18 protein-coding genes are annotated in these 17,304 nt (G+C 69.5%); 13 read left to right on the top strand and 5 right to left on the bottom strand.

The window, feature by feature from the left end:
• The first annotated feature begins 28 nt into the window (after positions 1-28).
• Positions 29-1,513, top strand: coding sequence for a sulfatase family protein (locus tag ACLQ2O_RS37775; protein WP_425842140.1), 1,485 nt, complete (start codon positions 29-31; stop codon positions 1,511-1,513).
• A gap of 10 nt (positions 1,514-1,523) precedes the next feature.
• Here the strand turns inward: ACLQ2O_RS37775 and ACLQ2O_RS37770 are convergent, their stop codons facing one another.
• On the bottom strand, positions 1,524-2,987 hold the full coding sequence (locus tag ACLQ2O_RS37770) for a serine/threonine-protein kinase (protein ID WP_425842137.1): 1,464 nt from the start codon (positions 2,985-2,987) through the stop codon (positions 1,524-1,526).
• Positions 2,988-3,158: 171 nt separating this feature from the next.
• Between ACLQ2O_RS37770 and ACLQ2O_RS37765 the strand changes: the two genes are divergently transcribed.
• From ACLQ2O_RS37765 to ACLQ2O_RS37720, 10 genes are all read left to right on the top strand, one after another.
• Positions 3,159-4,325 carry a hypothetical protein gene (locus ACLQ2O_RS37765; RefSeq protein WP_425842134.1) on the top strand — a complete coding sequence of 389 codons (1,167 nt, stop codon included), beginning with the start codon at positions 3,159-3,161 and terminating at the stop codon, positions 4,323-4,325.
• Positions 4,325-5,452, top strand: a complete 1,128-nt coding sequence (locus ACLQ2O_RS37760; RefSeq protein ID WP_425842131.1) for a hypothetical protein — start codon at positions 4,325-4,327, stop codon at positions 5,450-5,452. Before ACLQ2O_RS37765 ends, ACLQ2O_RS37760 begins: the two co-directional genes overlap by 1 nt.
• A 124-nt stretch (positions 5,453-5,576) precedes the next feature.
• Positions 5,577-6,311, top strand: coding sequence for a metallophosphoesterase family protein (locus ACLQ2O_RS37755; RefSeq protein ID WP_425842128.1), 735 nt, complete (start codon positions 5,577-5,579; stop codon positions 6,309-6,311).
• 63 nt (positions 6,312-6,374) lie between these two features.
• Positions 6,375-7,277: a hypothetical protein gene (locus tag ACLQ2O_RS37750; RefSeq protein ID WP_425842125.1), complete on the top strand. Its 903-nt coding sequence runs from the start codon at positions 6,375-6,377 to the stop codon at positions 7,275-7,277.
• Positions 7,278-7,315: 38 nt separating this feature from the next.
• Positions 7,316-8,446, top strand: a complete 1,131-nt coding sequence (locus ACLQ2O_RS37745) for a histidine kinase (protein ID WP_425842122.1) — start codon at positions 7,316-7,318, stop codon at positions 8,444-8,446.
• A 9-nt stretch (positions 8,447-8,455) separates the two neighbouring features.
• On the top strand, positions 8,456-9,202 hold the full coding sequence (locus ACLQ2O_RS37740) for a LytR/AlgR family response regulator transcription factor (protein WP_425842119.1): 747 nt from the start codon (positions 8,456-8,458) through the stop codon (positions 9,200-9,202).
• A 127-nt stretch (positions 9,203-9,329) separates the two neighbouring features.
• Positions 9,330-9,584, top strand: coding sequence for a hypothetical protein (locus ACLQ2O_RS37735; protein ID WP_425842116.1), 255 nt, complete (start codon positions 9,330-9,332; stop codon positions 9,582-9,584).
• Between the two features lie 12 nt (positions 9,585-9,596).
• Positions 9,597-11,132 carry a cation acetate symporter gene (locus tag ACLQ2O_RS37730; protein WP_425842114.1) on the top strand — a complete coding sequence of 512 codons (1,536 nt, stop codon included), beginning with the start codon at positions 9,597-9,599 and terminating at the stop codon, positions 11,130-11,132.
• A gap of 184 nt (positions 11,133-11,316) precedes the next feature.
• The gene (locus tag ACLQ2O_RS37725) at positions 11,317-11,661 is read left to right on the top strand and encodes a DUF485 domain-containing protein (protein WP_425842112.1); all 345 of its coding nucleotides are present in this window, start codon (positions 11,317-11,319) and stop codon (positions 11,659-11,661) included.
• Positions 11,658-13,301 carry a solute symporter family protein gene (locus ACLQ2O_RS37720; RefSeq protein WP_425842109.1) on the top strand — a complete coding sequence of 548 codons (1,644 nt, stop codon included), beginning with the start codon at positions 11,658-11,660 and terminating at the stop codon, positions 13,299-13,301. Before ACLQ2O_RS37725 ends, ACLQ2O_RS37720 begins: the two co-directional genes overlap by 4 nt.
• Before the next feature lie 185 nt (positions 13,302-13,486).
• On the opposite strand, the gene ACLQ2O_RS37715 is transcribed toward ACLQ2O_RS37720, so the two are convergent.
• On the bottom strand, positions 13,487-13,951 hold the full coding sequence (locus ACLQ2O_RS37715) for a MarR family winged helix-turn-helix transcriptional regulator (protein ID WP_425842106.1): 465 nt from the start codon (positions 13,949-13,951) through the stop codon (positions 13,487-13,489).
• Positions 13,952-14,026: 75 nt separating this feature from the next.
• On the opposite strand from ACLQ2O_RS37715, the gene ACLQ2O_RS37710 reads away from it, so the two are divergent.
• Positions 14,027-14,377 (top strand): cupin domain-containing protein, encoded by a 351-nt coding sequence (locus ACLQ2O_RS37710; RefSeq protein ID WP_425842103.1) that lies wholly within the window; start codon positions 14,027-14,029, stop codon positions 14,375-14,377.
• Here the strand turns inward: ACLQ2O_RS37710 and ACLQ2O_RS37705 are convergent.
• From ACLQ2O_RS37705 to ACLQ2O_RS37695, 3 genes are read right to left on the bottom strand one after another with little or no spacing between them, the layout of a single operon-like run.
• Positions 14,370-15,857: a CHAD domain-containing protein gene (locus ACLQ2O_RS37705; RefSeq protein WP_425842100.1), complete on the bottom strand. Its 1,488-nt coding sequence runs from the start codon at positions 15,855-15,857 to the stop codon at positions 14,370-14,372. The two genes, ACLQ2O_RS37710 and ACLQ2O_RS37705, sit on opposite strands and share 8 nt — an antisense overlap.
• A gap of 9 nt (positions 15,858-15,866) precedes the next feature.
• A complete protein-coding gene (locus ACLQ2O_RS37700) occupies positions 15,867-16,040 on the bottom strand; it encodes a hypothetical protein (RefSeq protein ID WP_425842097.1) in 174 nt (57 codons plus the stop codon).
• Positions 16,037-16,837 (bottom strand): methyltransferase, encoded by an 801-nt coding sequence (locus tag ACLQ2O_RS37695; RefSeq protein ID WP_425842095.1) that lies wholly within the window; start codon positions 16,835-16,837, stop codon positions 16,037-16,039. Before ACLQ2O_RS37695 ends, ACLQ2O_RS37700 begins: the two co-directional genes overlap by 4 nt.
• A gap of 28 nt (positions 16,838-16,865) precedes the next feature.
• Between ACLQ2O_RS37695 and ACLQ2O_RS37690 the strand changes: the two genes are divergently transcribed.
• A partial coding sequence (locus ACLQ2O_RS37690; RefSeq protein ID WP_425842092.1) for a GntR family transcriptional regulator occupies positions 16,866-17,304 on the top strand: 439 nt, incomplete at its 3' end.

Here is a 17,304-nt window from a genome sequence, read left to right as displayed (position 1 = left end):
CCGGTCGCGGAGTGCCTAGCGTTGGACCATGTCCTTCCGACGACCGATCGCCCTGGTCCTGGCCCTGCTGATCCCGTCGACGGTGGCGTGCAGCTCACGTCCACCGTCGACGGGCGATCAGCAGGGACAGGACCGGCCCAACTTCGTCTTCGTGCTGACCGACGACCTCTCGACCAACCTGGTCGAGCACATGCCGCAGGTGCAGGCGCTGGCCCGGGACGGTGCCTCGTTCACCAACTACACGGTGACCGACTCGCTGTGCTGTCCTTCGCGGTCGTCGATCTTCACCGGTAAGTTCCCCCACAGCACCGGGGTGTTCACCAACATGGGACCGGACGGCGGGTTCGCCACCTTCCACGGCCGAAAGAACGAGGACGCCACCTTCGCGACCGCGCTGCAGAAGGCCGGCTACCACACCGCCATGCTCGGCAAGTACCTGAACGGCTACGAGCCCGACGCAACGATCGACGGGCAGGAGAACTACGTCCCACCGGGGTGGAACGACTGGCACGTCGCGGGCAACGGCTACGGCGAGTACAACTACACCCTGAACGCGAACCACCAGCTCGAGAAGCACGGCAAGGAGCCGGGCGACTACCTGACCGACGTGATCGCCGGTAAGGCCCGGGACATCATCTCCTCGGCGGCCGGGGAGAAGAAGCCCTTCCTGATCGAGCTCGCCACCTTCGCGCCGCACGGGCCCGCGACCCCGGCGCCGCAGGACCAGGACGCCTTTGCGGGCCTGAAGGCGCCGCGCGCCGCGTCGTACGGCAAGCTTCCGGCGAACGCCCCGGCCTGGCTGGCCAAGCATCCGGAGCTGACCGCGAAGCAGCAGACCGCACTGGACACCACGTTCCGCAAGCGGGTGCAGAGTGTGCAGGCGGTGGACCGGATGATCGGGTCACTGCGAGAGACGCTCACCAAGGCCGGGGTCGCGGACAACACCGTCGTCGTCTTCACCTCGGACAACGGGTTCCACCTGGGTGAGCACCGGCTGACCGCCGGGAAGCAGACCGCGTTCGAGACCGACGTCAGGGTTCCGCTGGTGATGGCCGGACCGGGCGTGGAGGCAGGCCGCACGGTGGCCCAACCGGCACAGAACATCGATTTCGCTCCGACCTTCCAGTCGATGGCCGGCCTGACCCCGGCCGACGAGATCGACGGACACTCGCTCGCACCACTGCTCAGCGGTCCTCCGCCGACCGACTGGCGCACTGCGAGCCTGGTCGAGCACCACGGACCGAACAAGAGCCCCAAGGATCCGGATCGGCCGGGCAAGGGTGGTGGCAACCCACCGACGTACGCCGCGCTCCGCACGACGACCGCGACCTATGTCGAGTACTCCGATGGCACGATCGAGTACTACGACCGCACCAAGGATCCGTTGCAGCTGAACAACGTCGCGAACACACTGAGTAGCCAGCGCCGTACCGAGCTTCACTCGGCGCTGCAGAAACTGCAGAGCTGCCACGGCCAGGACGAATGCTGGTCAGCGGGCCGGTCGGTCAAGTGAGGACTGTCGGCTAGGACCCGTTGTACTTCACCGAGTCGAGCACGTCCGTCAGCTGCTGCGGGTCCTTGCCACGGACCTGGATCCGCAGCATCTGCGTCTTGGAGAACTGCCGGTACTGCTCGACCACGTCGGCGCTCGAGCCGCAGTCGTAGCGGAAGGTCGCGCGCGGCTCGGGCGCCGTCGACGTGTTGCTGTCGGACTGCGTGCAGCCGCTGGGCGGCGTACCGGTCTTCGGCAGGTCTCGCAGGTCCACCATGCCGATGAACACGCCAGGGGTGCTCGGGACGCGCTGCCAGTCGCCGGTGTTCTCACTGACCAGCAGGGCGAACGGGCTCTTCTGCGCGGACTTCTCGTCCCAGCTGCGCGGCACCTCGACCGATACCGGGCTCTCGGCCACGTCGACCGGCCGGCTCATCACCAGCTCGTACCCGGCGTAGCCACCGCCACCTGCCAGCAGCACAGCCAGTACGGCGGCGATCCAGCCGGCCCGCCGGTTGCGGCGCGGTGCGGGCGTGCCCACGACAGTCGCTTCGCCGTCAGCGCCCCCCTCGGTGCCGGCGTCGGGCGGAGTGGGCGCCAGCTGGGTCTCCTGGTCGACTCCACCAGGCCCGGCGGGCACCGGCAGCTCGTCGGCCGGGACCAGCCCGGCCGGGATCTTGCCGGTCCGGTGCGCCTCGTTCAGCGCGTTGAGGAAGCTGTCCAGGTCGGGCCAGCGCTTCTCGCGGTCCGGCTCGAGCGCTCGCCGTACGACGACGTCGATCGCGTCCGGGACGTCTTCGCGCAGCGTGCTCATCGACGGCGGCGGCGCGTCGATCCGCATCACCGCGCCGAGGCTGGCCACGCCGTGCGGCGCCTGGCCGGTGAAGGCGGCGTACGCGACCGCGCCCAGCGAGTACAGGTCGGCGCGGTGGTCGAGCCGGTCGCCCATCACCTGCTCGGGCGCCACGTACGCCGGCGTACCGCCCGGCATCGTCAACTGGGACACGGTTTCCAGCGACTTGCCCAGCCCGAGGTCGCCGAGCATCGCGCGGTCGCCGGACGGGTCGCTGCGGAACAGCACGTTCGCGGGCTTCACGTCGCGGTGCAGGACGCCGCGGGCGTGCAACTGCTTGAGGCCGCTGCCGACCTGGGTGATCACGTCGACCACGTCGGCCACCGTCATCGGTCCGGCCTTGATCCGGTCGGCCAGCGAACCGCCGTCGGCGTAGGTCAGGACGAGGTACGGCCGGCCGTCGTCGGTCTCACCGACGTCGTGCACGCCGACCACGTGCGGCGAGTCGACCCGGCGCAGGAAGCGTCCCTCGGCCAGGAACCGGCGCCGGACGTCGTCCTCGTCGATCCAGTTGTCGGACAGGATCTTGACCGCGACCTCGGCGTCCAACTGCTCGTCACGGGCCAGCCAGACCGTCGCGAAACCACCGGCACCCACCCGGCGGACCAGGGAGTACCGGCCGATCCGGGGCGGCTGGTCCATGCCCGCATTATGCTCGATCCCTCCTGCGACCGCGTCGCCGGAGCGAACAAAACACCCAGTTGTGACGTCACACCGAGGATCGACCACCCCGGTCCCACCCTCGCTTCGCCGCCCAGCGTGTGGTGCAGCACACTGCTGGTGGACCACGACTGTTGTGTAAGGAGCCTGCACATGAGGCAGCTGAACGCCCGGCTGACCGTCGTGGTCGCGGCGGTCGCGGTCGCCGCGGTCGCGGGTGGAGGCGTGTTCGCCTACCGGCAGGGCCCGCAGACCAGCACCGCCGACGCGAGTCCACTGGGCGGACAGCCCAGCACGGTCCCGAGCCTCACCCCGTCCTCGAAGCCGCCGGCGACGCCGTCCGTGACGCCACCGCCACCGAGTGCGAGCAAGCCGGGGATGACCGGGCCCAGGACCGTCCCGGTGAACCTGGCCAAACTGACACAGGGTCGCACCCCGCAACTGGTCCATTCTCTCGGCCGCAAGATCAGTGGCGGCCCGGACCAGGCCTTCACGGCGCCGGGCAAGGACCGGATCATCGCGGCCGCCCAGGCCGGCAGCTCGACATACGTGCTGGAGAGCCGCGAGCCCGACCTCGTCCTGGTCCGGACGAGCAACAGTGGCGACAGCAGCGAGGTCCGTGACGTGACGACCCTGGTCGGCGCGGTCGACGCGAGCTTCGCGGCGTTCGCGAGCCAGAAGCAGAAGCCGACCGGCGAGCAGCTCGCCGGCAGCACGCTGTACGCCGAGGACGGCGGCGCGGAGAAGTACAAGCTCTCCCTGCCCAGCTCCTGGAACGTCCAGGTGATCGCCGTCGCCGCCGGCAAGGTCTACTACGCGTCGACGCCGAAGGAGGACGGCGTGCCGAAGCTCTACTCGTGGGTGCCCGGCGAATCCTCGGCCACGACGGTGAAGGGCATCAACTCGCCCACCGCGGTGTCCGACGACGGGACGTTGGTCGCGGCGGCGGACATCAGTGACTCCGGCAGCTGCTCGTACGTGACCGAGCTCGCCACCGGCAAGAGGCTCTGGCGCACGTGCGAGTACATGATCAAGGGCTTCACGCCGGACAAGTCCGCGTTCATCGCCGGACCTTCCTACGAGGACGGGTACGCGGCGCTGGACTCCTGGTTGATCGACGGCAAGACCTTCGCCCCGCTGCGGCAGTGGACCGGTGTCTCCTTCCGCCAGGTGCGTGCCGAGGACGACCAGCACCTGCTGATGGAGGTCGACGACGGCCCGGACACCAAGGGCGCGATCATCCGCTGCGAGATCCCGACCGGCGACTGCGAGCGCGCCACCCCGATCACCCCCGGCGACCAGTTCGGGCTCGGTAGCTGATGGCCGGCGGCGGCAACACGCGACTGGTCGTGCTGGTCACGGCCGTTGCTGTGGCTGCCGTGGCGATCGGTGGAGTGGTGGCGACCAGCCAGGGGCCGGACTCGGGCGACGACCCCGGCACGGCTTCCCCGCTGGCCGTCAAGACCGGTACGGCGGGCACGCCGTCCAGCAAGCCGGTGTACACCGGTCCGGTCAAGGTCAAGGTGCCGCTGGCGACGCTGAAGACCGGCCGCGAGCCCCAGGTGCCGTACAGCGTCGGCCGGGAGATCCGTGGCGGCGCGGGCGGACCGGTTCTCGTACCGGGCAGTGCGTCGGTGCTGGAGTTCACCCGGATGGGCGAAGAGGCGTTCGCCGTACTGTCCACCAACCAGAACACCAGCGAGCTGCTGAAGCTGAAGATCACCGGCGACCGGGAACGCGTCGCGGACGTGATCAGCGTGCGCGGCACGGACGACCAGTCGGCGGTGGCCTACTCCACCCAGCCACGCGGCAAGAACGAGTTGAACGTCGCCGGTTCGACGGTCTACTCGCAGGCCTCCAGCGGCAGGGTGGACAAGCTCGTGGTCCGGGGCCTGTGGAGTGTGCGGGTGCTCGCCTATCTCAACGGCACCGTGTACTACCGGGCGAGCCCCACCGACGAAGCGGTCAGCTGGAAGCTGTACGCCTGGAAGCCCGGCGAGGCCGCCTCGAAGGTGGTCCCGACGCCCGGCTCGCCGACGGCGATCAGCCGCGACGGCAAGCTGGTCGCCCTGCGGACCGCCCCCGGCGAGTACACGGCCTGCTCGACGGTGAACGAGCTGGCCACCGGCCGGAGCCTGTGGCGCACCTGCGAGTTCGAGATCCAGAACTTCACCCCCGACGGCCGGACCGCGATCGCGACCCCGCCGTACGACGACGGCTGGGCCAGTGCGTCGGCGGCCGCGCTCGACAGCAGCGACGGGACGCTGCTGCGCCAGTGGTCCGGCGCGTACTTCGTCAGCACCTTGGCCGAGGACGACCAGCACGTGCTGCTGCTGATCGACGACCGGGAGTCGATGCCGCGCGGTGTCCTGCGCTGCACGGTCACGACCGGAGCCTGCGAGTCCGCCGTCGCGCTCGGTCCGATCCGGATCGGTTTCGGCAACTAGGGCGTGTCTCCTGATTCCCGCCGTGCCGAGTGCCGCGCAGTAGGCGGGAATCAGGAGACTCGCCCTCGTCTGCTCCTAGCAGAGTCGCCGCCGTACGACCTGCCAACCGGCCAGACTGGTCGGCATGGAACGTATCGCGGTGCTGGCCGACATCCACGGAGTGCTCCCCGCGCTGGAGGCCGTCCTGGCCGAGCCGGACGTGCGGAGCGCCGACGTCGTTGTGCTGGCCGGTGATCTGGCGGCCGGGCCTCAGCCGGTGGAGACGCTGGATCTTCTGCTGGGCTTGGGCGGTCGGGCTGTCTGGGTGCGCGGCAACGCCGAACGGGAGCTGGTGTCGATGGCACGCGGCGAGCAGCTCGACCCGCCCGACCCTGTCAGCCCGTGGGCCGCTGCACAGCTCCGGCCCGACCAGGTCGAGCTGCTGGCGACGCTGCCGACGAGCGTGACCATCGGCTCCACGCTGTTCTGCCACGCGACTCCGCGCGACGACGAGGAGATGGTGCTCGTCGACAGCCCGATCAGCCGCTGGACCGAGGTGTTCACAGGCCTGTCGGACGACGTCCGCACGGTCGTCTGCGGGCACACGCACATGCCGTTCGCGCGCCAGGTCGACCGGCGGCTGGTGGTGAACGCCGGCAGCGTCGGCATGCCGTACGGCGCACCGTTGCCGAGCTGGGCGCTGCTGACCGGCTCCGACGTGCAACTGCGGCGCACGGCGCTCGACATCGAGGCCATGGCCGACCGCGTCGTCGCCGAGTCGACGTACCCCGACCGCGCCGCCTTCGCCGACGAGTACCTGCGCTCCAACTACTCCGACACCGAGGTCCTCGCCGCGTTCCGCCCCCGCGCGGAGGGCTGAGCGGCCAAGGCACACACAGCCCAGCCGCTTCAGCATTTCGAGCGAATCAGCAACACTCACTAAGTGACCAAGGCGGAATTCGAAGAGAAACAGTACGAGTCAGCTTTCAACATCGAGCTTGCTGGCGGCCACCACGGCTGGGGCGACCTATTCAGCGCGGGCCAAGTGCTGGAGAAGATACTAGGATTCGATGGAGCAGGAGATGCCGAAGTAGAGCACCGCGTGTGGCAGGTACTCAAGGTGCCTCGACCCACAGGCTTGATTCTGCTTCCCGAGCACTGGGAAGCTGGTAAGCAACCGCCGCCGGATCGATTACCTATCCGGCCCGTGAGCGTTGTACTGCAGTACAAACGTCCCGAATACCTCATAGGCAACCGCGCCGCGCAGTGGACTCAGTGGGGTCGACCCTACTACCGGATCAGGCGCGAGTCAGCACAACACTCAGTCCTGAAACACTTGGAACAGAGCCTCGTTGACGGGGCAATCGTGCGTTATGCGGCACCAGCATTTTGGAAGCACACCGAACTCGAGGCACATCGCTGGCAGAGGACCGTGCTCCCGAACTCGGGGTTCGTCGCCCCATCCGTATTGGGTAGCCACAAAGTATGGACGTATGAACAGCCCGGCACGGACGGGTTCCCGAATCCGGATGGCCCGTGGCAGCCGTTCGAATCGGTGGACTCGCTCAGCGTTCTCCTGCAGCAAGTTCACCCCGACGTCAGACCTGGCCAATTAGAACTTGCTGACCAGTTCGGCCCACATCTGCGACAGCTCGCCGACGCGCTGACCTATCGGCGGCCAAGGCTCAGATCACCGCTGGCGACCTGGGAAGCATCGCTCAGAAACGCTTCCCAGCTGGACCTTCCCATCGGGATCAGGCAGCAACTCATTCTGTATGCAACCGTCCAGTCGACGCTTCACCAGATTGGAGCGTCTTGGCATCTGTCCGAGACTTTCCCAGGCTGACCCGCAATATACGGTCTTTGACCGGCTACCGTCAGGGCATGTTCGCGCGGCGGCGGAAGCATTTCGGGACTCCGGCTGACAAGGCGACGTATGCGACGCTGCATACCGCCTCGCTGGCTTCCCCGCACCTGCGCGAGGGGCTGACGCCGGTCGCGGCCGGGCGGGCGAGCAAGCACCTGCGGGACCTGCTCGGGACGGCGGCGATCGCGATCTGCGACTCGTCCGGCGTCCTCGCGTGGGACGGGGTCGGTGGGCCGTACGAGAGCAACCACCGGGTCGACGCGAAGGCCATCGCCGCGATGACGCTGCGCAGCGGGCGGACCGCCGTACTGGGTGCGCACGACGTCGCGTGCGGGGACCCGCAGTGCCCGATCCGTACGGCGGTGGTCGCGCCGATCGTGACCGAGGACCGGGTGGTCGCCGTACTGGTCGCGTACAGCCCGCGGTCGTCGGCCGCGCTGGTGCGGGCGACCGAGGAGGTCGCGCGCTGGGTGTCGGGGCAGGTCGAGCTGGCCGAGCTCAACAAGGAGCGGACGCGCGCGATGGAGGCCGAGCTGCGCGCGCTCCGGGCGCAGATCAGCCCGCACTTCATCTACAACGCGCTGGCGGCGATCGCGTCGTTCGTGCGGACCGATCCTGAGCGGGCGCGGGAGCTGCTGCTGGAGTTCGCCGACTTCTCGCGGTACGCGCTGCGGCGGGGTGGTGAGTTCACGACCCTGTCGGACGAGCTGCGGAACGTCGAGCGGTACCTCGTCCTGGAGCAGGCCCGCTTCGGGGAGCGGCTGACGGTGTCCCTGCTGATCGCGCCGGAGGTGCTGTCGGTGGCGATCCCGTTCCTGGTCGTTCAGCCGCTGGTGGAGAACGCCGTACGGCACGGTCTGGAGGGCACGACCGGCATCGGCCAGATCACCATCCGGGCGATGGACCGCGGCTCGGAGGCGGAGATCAGCGTCGAGGACGACGGCTCCGGCAGCGACCCCGAGGTGATCCGGGCCGCCCTGTCCGGCCAGTCCGGCAGCGACTCGATCGGCCTCGGCAACGTCGACGCCCGGCTGCGCCAGGTCTACGGCGACGCGTACGGCCTGGTGGTGGAGACCGCGGTCGAGGCCGGGACAAAGGTCAGCTTCCGGGTGCCCAAATACTCCTCAGGGGTGCACGCGTCGGCTTAGTGTGTGCGCATGGCGGACACTCCTTTGCGCGCGCTGGTCGCCGACGACGAGGAGCCGGCGCTCGCCGAGCTGGTCTACCTGCTGCAGCGCGACGAGCGGATCGGCCCGATCGAGACCGCCTCGAACGGGCCGGACGCGCTCAAGCTCCTGCAGGCCACCGACTTCGACGTCGTGTTCTGCGACATCAAGATGCCCGGGCTGGACGGGATCGACCTGGCCCGCGTGCTGTCGAAGTTCGTCAAGCCGCCGCAGATCGTCTTCGTCACGGCGTACGACGAGCACGCGGTGGCGGCGTTCGAGCTGGAGGCGACGGACTACGTGATGAAGCCGGTCCGCGCCGAGCGACTGGGCGAGGCGGTCCGGCGCGTGGTCAGCACCGGTGGGCCGCTGGTCGTGCAGTCGCCGGAGGAGACCGACGACGAGACGATCCCGGTCGAGCTGGCCGGTGTGACGCGGTTCGTCCAGCGGTCGACGGTCCGGTACGTCGAGGCGCAGGGCGACTACGCGCGACTGCACACCGGGCAGAACTCGCACCTGGTCCGGGTCCCGCTGAGCACGCTCGAGGAACGCTGGCGCGACGCGGGCTTCACCCGGATCCACCGCAGCACCCTGGTCGCGCTGGCGCACGTCGACGAGATGCGCGTCGACGGCGGGCGGTGCGCCGTACGGGTCGGTGAGGACTGGCTGCCGGTCAGCCGGCGGCACACGCGGGAGCTCCGCGACCTCTTGGTCCGCTCGACGTCGTTGAGAGGTTGAAATGAGTACGCCGGACGGGCCTCGGCGGGTGCGAGTCACCAGTCCGAGAACAAGTGCCGCCCGGCGTTCGGCCGGACACACCGGTACGCGGGAGATCGACGAACAGACCCGGGTCGGTGAGGTCTACATGAATTCGCTCATCCAGTCGCAGTTGCGGCTCGCCCTCGCCGTCATCGGCGCCACCACGCTCAGCCTGGGCAGTCTTCCTCTGCTGTTCTTCCTGGTGCCCGCGACCCGCACCCTGGGCGTCTTCGGGATCCCGCTGCCGTGGGTCCTGCTCGGCATCGTCGTCTACCCGGTCGTCTACGTCGCCGCCAGGATCTACGTCCGCAACGCCGAACGCATCGAGGCCGAGTTCACCGAGTTCGTCGGGCGGCAGTAGATGTCGCCGGCCATGAGTCTGACGGCGATCGCTTTGGTGATCGCGGCAACGATCGGGATCGGGCTGTTCGGACTGCGGATCTCGCGCACGACCAGTGACTTCTACGTCGCCAGCCGGGCCGTCACGCCGCGCTGGAACGCGTCCGCGATCAGCGGGGAGTACTTGTCGGCGGCATCTTTCCTCGGCGTCGCCGGCCTGGTCGTGGTGAACGGTGCCGACATGCTCTGGTTCTCGGTCGGCTACACCGTCGGCTATCTGATGCTGCTCGTCCTGATCGCCGCGCCGCTGCGCCGGTCCGGCGCGTACACCCTGCCCGACTTCGCCGAGACCCGCTTCGAGTCGGCCGTCGTACGGCGGATCTGCTCGTTCCTCGTCGCCGGCATCGGCACGCTCTACCTGCTCCCGCAGCTCCGCGGCGCCGGGCTCACCGTCCAGACCGTGACCGGCGCACCGCCCGCGGTCGGCGCCGCGCTGGTCGCGATCATCGTGGTGATCAACGTCGCCGCCGGCGGGATGCGCTCGATCACGTTCGTGCAGGCCTTCCAGTACTGGCTGAAGCTCACCGCGCTGGCCGCGCCGGTCTTCGTCATCCTGATCGCCTGGCGCTCGATGGACCACCCGGTCGGCGTACTGGACTCCTTGCAGGGCGCCGGCTCGGAATGGGCCGAGCCGCTGTCCCGCGTGGGCGGCCGCGACCACCCGCTCTACGCGACGTACTCGTTGCTCCTGGCCCTTTGTTTCGGAACGATGGGCCTGCCGCACGTACTGGTCCGCTTCTACACCAACCCCGACGGCCGCGCGGCCCGCCGTACGACGGTGGTCGTGCTCGCGCTGCTCGGCGCGTTCTACCTCTTCCCACCCGTGTACGCCGTGCTCGGCCGGACCTTCGCTCCCGACCTGGTCGCGACCGCGGCCGACACCGTCGTCCTCGAGCTGCCGGGGCGGATTTTCCCTGGCACCGTTGGCGATCTGCTCGGTGCGCTCGTCGCGGCCGGCGCCTTCGCCGCGTTCCTGTCCACGTCGTCCGGGCTGACCGTCGCGATCGCCGGCGTGATCGACCAGGACCTCCTGCGCAACCGCCTGCACCGGTTGACCGGTGGCGACTACCTCGCCGTCAACAGCTTCCGGATCGCGGCCGTCCTGGCGATCGCGATCCCGTACGTCGCCTGGAACTTCACCGGTTCGCTGAGCCTCGCCGACACGGTCGGGCTCGCGTTCGCGGTCGCGGCCTCGACGTTCTGCCCGCTGCTCGTGCTGGGCATCTGGTGGCGCCGCATGTCGACCGTCGGCGCAGCGGCCGGACTGCTCGTCGGCGGGGTCGCCGCGATCTCCGCCGTACTGGTGAACGTGATCGGCCCACCCCAAGGCGGCTGGCTCGGCGCGCTGATCGCACAGCCGGCCGCGTGGACGATGCCGCTCGCGTTCGCGACCGTCATCGTCGTCTCCCGGCTGACACCCACCCGCATCCCGGCCGGTACCGCGCGCAGCATGGTCCGCCTGCACACCCCCGAAGCCGTCGACGTCGACCGCGGCTTCACCGGCACCTGACCGCCGTTCGTCGTACGGATGCGACCGCTCGTCGCAATGCCGTTCCCCGCCGGTCGAGAGGTGTACGCCGCTGAGCGCTCGACGCCGGTCGGTGCTGTCTAGGCCCGGTGAGCTGGACCACAGTACGGAGCAGCAACCCGCGCGCCGGTCTCCGCCCGGCCTGATCACGTCTGGAGGTCCCGCGATGAGTGAAACGCGTCGTGCGGGCGATCCGGAGCTCACGACGTACCGAGACGTCCAGCTGTCCCCGGACTTCTCCGAACTGCGTCGCCGGTTCCGGCGCTTCGTTTTCCCGATGACCGGCCTGTTCCTGGCCTGGTACTTCCTCTACGTCCTGCTCGCCGACTACGCCCACGACTTCATGGCGCACAAGGTCGGCGGCGGCAACATCACCGTCGGACTGCTGTTCGGGTTCGGCCAGTTCGTCTCCACGTTCGCGATCACGCTGCTGTACGTCCGCTGGGCCGACCGCAAGTTCGACCCGGACGCCAAGCACCTGCGTGACCAGATCGAGGGAGACGAGTCGTGAGCACACCCCTGCTGTTGCCGCTGGCAACCGTTGGTGACCCCAAGGTGAACATCGCGATCTTCGCGCTGTTCGTGGTGGCCACCCTGGCGATCGTCATCCGGGCCTCGCGCAACAACAAGAGCGCGGCCGACTTCTACGCCGGCGGGCGCTCGTTCACCGGCCCGCAGAACGGCATCGCGATCGCCGGTGACTACCTGTCGGCCGCGTCGTTCCTCGGCATCGCCGGCGCGATCGCGCTGAACGGGTACGACGGCTTCCTGTACTCGATCGGCTTCCTGGTGGCCTGGCTGGTGGCGCTGCTGCTGGTCGCCGAGCTGCTGCGGAACACCGGCCGGTTCACGATGGCCGACGTCCTGTCGTTCCGGCTCAAGCAGCGTCCGGTCCGGATGGCCGCGGCGATCTCGACGCTCGGCGTCTGCTTCTTCTACCTGCTGGCCCAGATGGCGGGCGCGGGCGGCCTGGTCGCGCTGCTGCTCGGCATCGACGGCAAGGCCGGGCAGAACATCGTCATCGCGGTCGTCGGCGCCATCATGATCACCTACGTGCTCGTGGGCGGCATGAAGGGCACCACCTGGGTGCAGATCGTCAAGGCCGTGCTGCTGGTGATCGGCGCCGGGATCATGACGATCTGGGTGCTGGCGAAGTACTCGTTCAACCTGTCCGGCCTGCTCGGTGCCGCGGTCGACAAGAGCCCGGCCGCCGGGGAGAAGCTGCTCAGCCCGGGCCTTCAGTACGGCGTCACCGGGATCAGCAAGCTCGACTTCATCTCGCTCGGCCTGGCCCTGGTGCTCGGTACGGCGGGCCTGCCGCACGTCCTGATGCGCTTCTACACCGTCCCGAACTCCCGCGAAGCCCGCCGCAGCGTCAGCTGGGCGATCTGGATCATCGGCATCTTCTACCTGTTCACGCTGGTGCTCGGGTACGGCGCCGCCGCGCTCGTCGGTCCGGACGCGATCCGGGCGGCTCCCGGCAAGGCGAACTCGGCAGCTCCACTACTGGCCTACGAACTGGGCGGGGAGATCCTGCTGGGCGTGATCTCCGCGGTCGCCTTCGCGACGATCCTCGCGGTGGTCGCGGGGTTGACGATCACGGCCAGCGCGTCGTTCGCGCACGACATCTACGGCCAGGTGATCAAGAAGGGCCAGGTCAGCGGCGACGGCGAGGTCCGGGTGGCCCGGATCACCGTGGTGGTGATCGGCGCGGTCGCGATCGTCGGCGGCATCTTCGCCAACGGCCAGAACATCGCGTTCCTGGTGGCCCTGGCCTTCGCGGTCGCGGCGTCGGCAAACCTGCCGACGATCCTCTACTCGTTGTTCTGGCGGCGCTTCAACACCCGCGGCGCACTCTGGAGCATCTACGGCGGTCTGGGCTCGGCGATCTTCCTGATCATCTTCAGCCCGGTCGTCTCCGGCAAGGTCGACGCCAAGACCGGCGCCAGCCTGTCGATGATCACCGACACCGGAATCGACTTCCACTGGTTCCCGCTGGACAACCCCGGCCTGGTGTCGATCCCGCTGGCGTTCCTGCTCGGCATCGTCGGAACCCTGACCAGCAAGGAAGGCACCGACGTCGACCGCTTCGCCGAGATGGAGGTCCGCTCCCTCACCGGCGCCGGCGCCGAGAAGGCGACCAGCCACTGATCGAGCGGGGACGCCGGTCCCATCACGGGTGACAGCCCGGCGCCCCCGCCCCCCAACCCTGTCAGGCAGGTCCTGCTGACCCGCCGCGAACCTGCCTGACAGCCCCAACCACGAGGGCCCCAGCACCCAGCCGGGGCCCTCGCCGCATGTCCGCCTGGTTGTTGCCTTGGGCAGCTAACTGCTGACTAGTGGAACCAGCCGGGGAGGTCGGCTAGTGGGGTGGGGGTGTTGCTGGGGGTGAGTTGGGTGAGGTCGTCCTCGAGGGCCTTCAGGCGGGTGGCGCCGAGGGACTGTTTCCACTCGGCGTGGAGGTCGTCGAAGATCTGGGCCGAGCGGGCGAGGGCGGCTCGGCCGTGGGGGGTGAGGGTGAGGCGGATGGCGCGGGCGTCGGTCGGGTCGGGGGTGCGGGCGACGTAGCCGAGGTCGGTGAGTTTGGTGGTGGTTTTGGTGGCGGCCTGCTTGCTGACGCCGAGGCGGCGGCCGAGGTCGGAGACCGTGCAGCCGTCGCGGCCGACGGCCTGGAGGGCGAAGCCGTACGCCGGGCGCAGGTCGGGATGACCTTCGGCGGCGAGCCGGCGGTGGAGCTCGTCGATGATGCGGCGGAAGGCCCCGGCGAGCAGGAGAGGGAGCTCGTAGCCGTGGCGGTCCATGGAAACCAACTGTACAGATCGACAACCTGGTGTACTGTTTTCGACAACCGGGTTGACTATCCACAGGAGGACGAGATGCGCGTGACCGAGACGCCGAACGCCGTGATGACGACGTACGCGTCACCGACGCTGGGCAGCGAGGAGCTGAGCGTGTGGCGGGTGGAGATGAAGGCGAGCGCACAGGGACCTGTGCACGTGATGGACAGCGAGCAGGTGTGGACCGGGCTCAGCGGGCAGGCGCGGATCAGCGTGGGAACTGAGGAGCTCGAGTTGAGGGAAGGAGAGGCTGTGGTGCTGCCGGCGGGTGTTGAGCGGCAGGTGAAGGCGACTGGAGACTTCATCGCCGTTGTCAGCGGCTACGGGCACGCCAAAGTCAGCGTCCCCGGTGAAGACACCGACCGCGGCACCCCGCCCTGGATCAGCTGAAGTCGATCGTCGGCCACAGCTTCAGGAACGCCTCGCGCGACCTGTCGCCCCGGTACTGCTCGGCGGCATGCAGCCGGCCGAGCGTGAACGGGTTCCCACCATCCAGGTGCTGCTGTACGGCGAGCTGACGCAGCAGGTCTCGCGCGACCACGCTGTCCTGGTGGTCGCCGAGGACCTCCTGGACCTGCTCGGCGCGGTCCGCCAGGTCCGTCGCCGCCTGACCCAGCACCGGCACTGCGGACTCGGCGGCGTACCGCAGTCGCTTCGACGCCTTCCGCGTCTCGTGCAGCTCGTGGTCCTGCTCGGCGAGCGTCTCGGCCTTCTCGGCCCGCTTGACGCACTTGCTCATCCGCTTCAGGTCGTGCTTCAGCAGGCCCGGCACCTGTTTCTTCGCCTTGCTGTCCGCGTCCAGCAGCGGCGGCGCGGCGACCAGCTCGTCGAGCGTGTCGAGCAGGCGGAAGTACCGCTCGCTCTCCAGCGCCTCCAGGGCCTGCACCCGCGCCTGCTTGTAGACCGCCCGCAGGTGGTCGTCGATGTACCCGGCGACGCGTCCCATCACCAGCTCCTGCGGCTGCTCGGAGACGGCGACCAGGAAGTGCTCCCGCAGCACCTCCGCGTCCCGCGCCCCACCGAGCTCACCGGCGAACCACTTCAGCTCGTCCCGGATGGGGTCCGCGACCTCGCGGTCCACCACCGGCCGGTACGTCGCCAGCGCCGACCGCAGCCGCCGCGTCGCGACCCGCATCTTGTGGATCGAGTCGGGCAGGTCCCGCCGGACCTCCGGGTCGCGCAGCTGGATCGCCTCGACCTGCGCGGCGGCGTACGCGCGGAACAGGTCCGCGGTCGTCGGCTTGGCCGGCAGCTCCCAGGTCTCTCGCTGCGGCACCCGATCGCCCAGCGCGCGAGCCAGCTTGCTCGGACCCGACGCCGGCCTCGCGCCGACGTCCCGCAGGATCGGCTCGGCCGCCTCGAGCAGCTCGGTGGTGCCACCGACCAGCTCGACCTCCCACTCGCGCCAGGTCTCGGGCTCCTCACCCTCGACCGTCGCGGTCACGTGGTCGTCGCTGACCTCGGCCAGCACCTCGCCCTCGGCGTCGACCAGCCGGTGCACGATCCGTCGCGTCGCGAGCGTCACCACCGGCATCAGGTCGCGGTCGCGCACGTGCACGCGCACCGCCCGCACGACCTGGATCGGCACCTTGCGGACCGCGCGCCCGAGCGGGTGCTGGATCTCCATCCGCCCGCGCGCGGCCGGCAGCTTGATGTGCCAGCCGTCGTCCTCACCGCCGATCCGGCGGCGCAGGGTCACCTTGTTCCGCGCGAGGTCGAGCTCGGCGGTGTCGAAGTAGACCGCCTCCAGCGCGAGCTCGACCGGTTGCTCGACCCGGTCGACCCCAGGCAGCTCGTGCAGCGCCGGCAGAACGGCGTGCTCGTCGACGTCGTACTTGGTCTCGATCTCGAGCTGCTCGGTCGGCGTCATCCTCAAGTTTTACCAGTCGGCGCAAGCCCGATCGACGGCCGCGCGGAGATCGTCCAGCAGCCGGTCACGGTCGCGATCCGGGCCGCCGGAAGACCGACCGCCGTACGACGAACCGCCGGCCCGGCGACGGTTCCACTCCAGCGCAGCGATCACCGCGGCGACCAGAACGAGCAGCCCGATCATCGCACTCCGACCCCCTTGAAGAACGTGTAGTGGAAGGTCCCGCCGGGTTCGGCGGTCCGTTCGAGATCGCGGATCCCGTGCGCCCACGCGTCCGGCGTACTGAGCCCGGTGGCGATCGACCGCTCGCGGACCGACTCGACCATCGCGATGAAGGTCCGGCGGGTGAAGCCGTCGACCAGGTGCGGCACGGTCTGGTCGGCGTACACGGTGCGCGGTTCGGTGACGACGTCGGTGAAGCCCGCGGCGGCGAGCAGCGGCTGGACCCGCCGGCCGATCAACGCGTCGCCGCCGAGGTCGGACTGGCTGCGGTTGAGGCACTCGATGACGGCCTGGGCGTCGTCGCTGCGCGGGTGGTGGAGCGCGGAGCCGTGGTCGCCCTCGATCACCGTGATCGTGCCGCCCGGACGAAGGTGTCCGCGCAGGGTGCGGAGCGCGGCGACCGGGTCCGGCAGGTGCTCGAGCACGAAGCAGACGAACAGGTGGTCGAACTCGCCGTACGGCAAGCCGTGCAGGTCCCCGTGATGCCACTCGACCTGCCCGTACGGCGCACTGCCGGCGACGCGTCGTTTGGCCTGGGCGAGCGAGTCCTCGGAGATGTCGACCGCGGTCAGCGCGATGCCCGGGCTGCGGGTGAGCAGCTGGACGGTCTGCGCGCCGACACCGCAGCCGGCCTCGAGGACGCGGCTGCCAGGTGCGTACTGCGTGCCGCCGTGCAGGAGTTCGGCCAGGGTGTCCGCCTGATCGCTCAGGCGGCGGGTCTCGGAGTCGGTGTAGCCGTGGACGTAGTCGGTTGCCATGAGTCCACCCTGTGCGCACAATGGTCCGGTGAGTAGATCCAATCAGGGCGAGATTGGCAGGTCCATAACCGCGGGCTCGGACTTCTTGCAGCTCAGCACCGTCGGTGTCGCGCCCGGCGGGCTGTCGACGTGGCTGGCCGACGAACTACGCGCCGCGATCGCCGACGGCCGCTTGCCGCTGGGGAGTCGCCTCCCACCCAGCCGAGTTCTCGCCGCCGATCTCCAGGTCTCCCGAGGAGTGGTCACCGAGGCCTACCAACGCCTCACCGAAGACGGCCACACCACGGCCAAAGGAAGAGCAGGCACCACAGTCGTCGCGATCCCGCTCAACACCCAGCCCGCCGCCTCCCTCCCCTCCACCCGCCCCGGGGGCGGCGGGGCCCGCCCCCGGGGGGGGGTGCGGGAGCCGGGCCACCCCCGGGTGGACCCCCACCCGGCCGCGCCCCCCGCCCTCGCCCCCACCCCAC

Origin of the sequence: Kribbella sp. DT2 (assembly GCF_049844575.1) — a bacterium.
GTDB lineage: Bacteria > Actinomycetota > Actinomycetes > Propionibacteriales > Kribbellaceae > Kribbella.
This window is presented reverse-complemented; position numbering and strand designations above follow the sequence as displayed.

Bases quoted from the DNA above. Each gene is read 5' to 3' on its own strand.
- ACLQ2O_RS37775 (WP_425842140.1), top strand. From the start codon at position 29: ATGTCCTTCCGACGACCGATCGCCCTGGTCCTGGCCCTGCTGATCCCG.
- ACLQ2O_RS37770 (WP_425842137.1), bottom strand. From the start codon at position 2,987: ATGGACCAGCCGCCCCGGATCGGCCGGTACTCCCTGGTCCGCCGGGTG.
- ACLQ2O_RS37765 (WP_425842134.1), top strand. From the start codon at position 3,159: ATGAGGCAGCTGAACGCCCGGCTGACCGTCGTGGTCGCGGCGGTCGCG.
- ACLQ2O_RS37760 (WP_425842131.1), top strand. From the start codon at position 4,325: ATGGCCGGCGGCGGCAACACGCGACTGGTCGTGCTGGTCACGGCCGTT.
- ACLQ2O_RS37755 (WP_425842128.1), top strand. From the start codon at position 5,577: ATGGAACGTATCGCGGTGCTGGCCGACATCCACGGAGTGCTCCCCGCG.
- ACLQ2O_RS37745 (WP_425842122.1), top strand. From the start codon at position 7,316: ATGTTCGCGCGGCGGCGGAAGCATTTCGGGACTCCGGCTGACAAGGCG.
- ACLQ2O_RS37740 (WP_425842119.1), top strand. From the start codon at position 8,456: ATGGCGGACACTCCTTTGCGCGCGCTGGTCGCCGACGACGAGGAGCCG.
- ACLQ2O_RS37735 (WP_425842116.1), top strand. From the start codon at position 9,330: ATGAATTCGCTCATCCAGTCGCAGTTGCGGCTCGCCCTCGCCGTCATC.
- ACLQ2O_RS37730 (WP_425842114.1), top strand. From the start codon at position 9,597: ATGAGTCTGACGGCGATCGCTTTGGTGATCGCGGCAACGATCGGGATC.
- ACLQ2O_RS37725 (WP_425842112.1), top strand. From the start codon at position 11,317: ATGAGTGAAACGCGTCGTGCGGGCGATCCGGAGCTCACGACGTACCGA.
- ACLQ2O_RS37715 (WP_425842106.1), bottom strand. From the start codon at position 13,951: ATGGACCGCCACGGCTACGAGCTCCCTCTCCTGCTCGCCGGGGCCTTC.
- ACLQ2O_RS37710 (WP_425842103.1), top strand. From the start codon at position 14,027: ATGCGCGTGACCGAGACGCCGAACGCCGTGATGACGACGTACGCGTCA.
- ACLQ2O_RS37705 (WP_425842100.1), bottom strand. From the start codon at position 15,857: ATGACGCCGACCGAGCAGCTCGAGATCGAGACCAAGTACGACGTCGAC.
- ACLQ2O_RS37700 (WP_425842097.1), bottom strand. From the start codon at position 16,040: ATGATCGGGCTGCTCGTTCTGGTCGCCGCGGTGATCGCTGCGCTGGAG.
- ACLQ2O_RS37695 (WP_425842095.1), bottom strand. From the start codon at position 16,837: ATGGCAACCGACTACGTCCACGGCTACACCGACTCCGAGACCCGCCGC.